Source organism: Brevundimonas sp. (assembly GCF_018608325.1).
Lineage (GTDB): Bacteria > Pseudomonadota > Alphaproteobacteria > Caulobacterales > Caulobacteraceae > Brevundimonas.
In genome coordinates this window covers 25,456-27,445 of record NZ_JABAZW010000052.1, presented here as the reverse complement: position 1 = coordinate 27,445, position 1,990 = coordinate 25,456, and the positions used below count along the sequence as shown (strand labels likewise).

The following is a 1,990-nucleotide window of genomic DNA, read 5'->3' as shown; positions in this document are numbered from 1 at the left end:
GGCTGGTTCTGTTCACGACCAAGGGGGCCACGCCCCTGCCCGACTTCGCCTTCCGGCCCGATGACATTCTGTTGTTCGGAAAAGAAAGCGCCGGCGCGCCCGACTATGTCCACGCCGCCGCCGACGCGCGCGTGGTCATCCCCCTACGCCCCGAGGCGCGGTCGCTGAATCTGTCGGTCACCGCCGGAATCGCCCTGTGGGAAGGCCTCAGACAGACCGGACAGGTTGGCTGAACGCCACTCTCGGTCTAGGGAGCGCGCCATGAGCGACGCTTCCTTCTCCGATCCGCTGGACCTGAAAAAGGTCGAGACCCGCGCCTGGTTCGAGACCCTGCGCGACCGAATCCATGCCGCCTTCGAAGCGCTGGAGGACGCAGCCCCCGCCGATCTGTTCCCCGGAGAGCCCGGCCGTTTCGTCCGCACCCCCTGGGATCGTCCCGAGGGCGGCGGCGGCGTCATGGGCATGATGCATGGCCGTCTTTTCGAAAAAGTCGGGGTTCATGTCTCGACTGTTCACGGCACATTCCCCGCCGACTACGCCAAGTCCGTACCGGGCGCCGACGAAGACCCGCGCTTTTTCGCCACAGGCATAAGTCTGATCTGCCACCCGGTCAGCCCGCGTGTTCCCGCCGTTCACATGAACACCCGCTTCATCGCCACGACCAAGGCCTGGTTCGGCGGCGGCGGCGACCTGACGCCGGTTCTGGATGCGGATCGCCGTCAGGATCACCCCGACACCCTCGCCTTCCACGCCGCCATGCAGGCGGCCTGCGACGCGCACGACCCCGCGTGGCATGCCAAGTACAAGGCCTGGTGCGACGACTACTTCTATCTGCCGCACCGCAAGGAGCCGCGCGGCACCGGCGGCATCTTCTATGACCACCACGACAGCGGCGATTACGACACCGACTTCGCCTTCACCCGCGACGTGGGTCTGGCCTTTCTGGACATCTATCCCAAGATCGTCGCTGGCCGCATGGCCGAGGCGTGGACACCCGAGGAACGCGAAGAACAGCTGATCCGCCGCGGTCGCTACGTGGAGTTCAACCTGCTCTACGACCGCGGCACCATGTTCGGGCTGAAGACCGGCGGGAATGTGGATTCGATCCTCAGCTCCATGCCGCCCGTGGTGAAGTGGCCGTAAAGGCCTCCACTCTCCATACCCTCACAAGGTCCAACCAAAGCTCAGCTAGCTGACCTTTAAATCGTCATTCCGGGGCTGAGCGCAGCGAAGAACCCGGAACCCAGGGCTACGACTGCGCTGTGAGACGCATTCTATCTAGAGTGCAAGCCTCCTGGGTTCCGGGTTCGTCCTACGGACGCCCCGGAAGGACGGTTCTGAGTTGAATGCCGATTGATGACCTGATCCTGGGGTCAAGCCGGATGATGACGGAGTGCGACGCGACCTACCCCACCGCCTCCACAAACGCATCGCCCGCCTTGCTGCGATACCGCTCGCTGTGCCTCATCAGCCGAAACGGCCGCTCCGGCAGGGTGAAGTCCGCCATCACCAACCGCCCTGCCGCCACGGACGCATAGGCCACGCTTTCCGACAGGGCCGTGGCCCCCGCCCCGGCCTCAGCCGCCGCCAGCACAGCCTCGTTTGACGGCAGGGTCATGGCGATGGACAGGGTCTGCGGATCAACGCCCGCCCGCCGCAGCGCCGCCTCCAGCGTCGAGCGCGTGCCGGACCCGGCCTCACGCAGCACCCAGGCCTGCGTCGCCAGCGTCGCCGCCTCCAGCCGCCGCACGCCCGCCCACGGATGATCCGGCGTGACCAGAACCGCCAGCCGGTCAGACCCCACCACCGTCTGTTCCAGCATCGGCTGATCGATCTCGCCCTCGACCAGACCCAGTTCCGCCGCCCCGCTCAGCACCGCCTCGGCGGCTTCGCGCGTATTGCCGATGGCCACGTCCAGTTCGACCCCCGGATAGGCCGCATGAAACGCCGACAACCGACGTGGCAGCCAGGCGCTGGCGATGGTCTGGCT

Annotated in this window: 3 protein-coding genes; 2 read left to right on the top strand and 1 reads right to left on the bottom strand. The window is 66.4% G+C overall.

What is annotated here, in order from left to right:
* Positions 1-233: TrmH family RNA methyltransferase (locus QZ281_RS05365; RefSeq protein WP_292225597.1), on the top strand; the 233-nt coding region annotated here is incomplete at its 5' end.
* Between the two features lie 28 nt (positions 234-261).
* Positions 262-1,143, top strand: a complete 882-nt coding sequence (hemF, locus tag QZ281_RS05360; protein ID WP_292225595.1) for an oxygen-dependent coproporphyrinogen oxidase — start codon at positions 262-264, stop codon at positions 1,141-1,143.
* Between the two features lie 262 nt (positions 1,144-1,405).
* Here the strand turns inward: hemF and QZ281_RS05355 are convergent.
* A partial coding sequence (locus tag QZ281_RS05355) for a LysR substrate-binding domain-containing protein (protein ID WP_292225591.1) occupies positions 1,406-1,990 on the bottom strand: 585 nt, incomplete at its 5' end.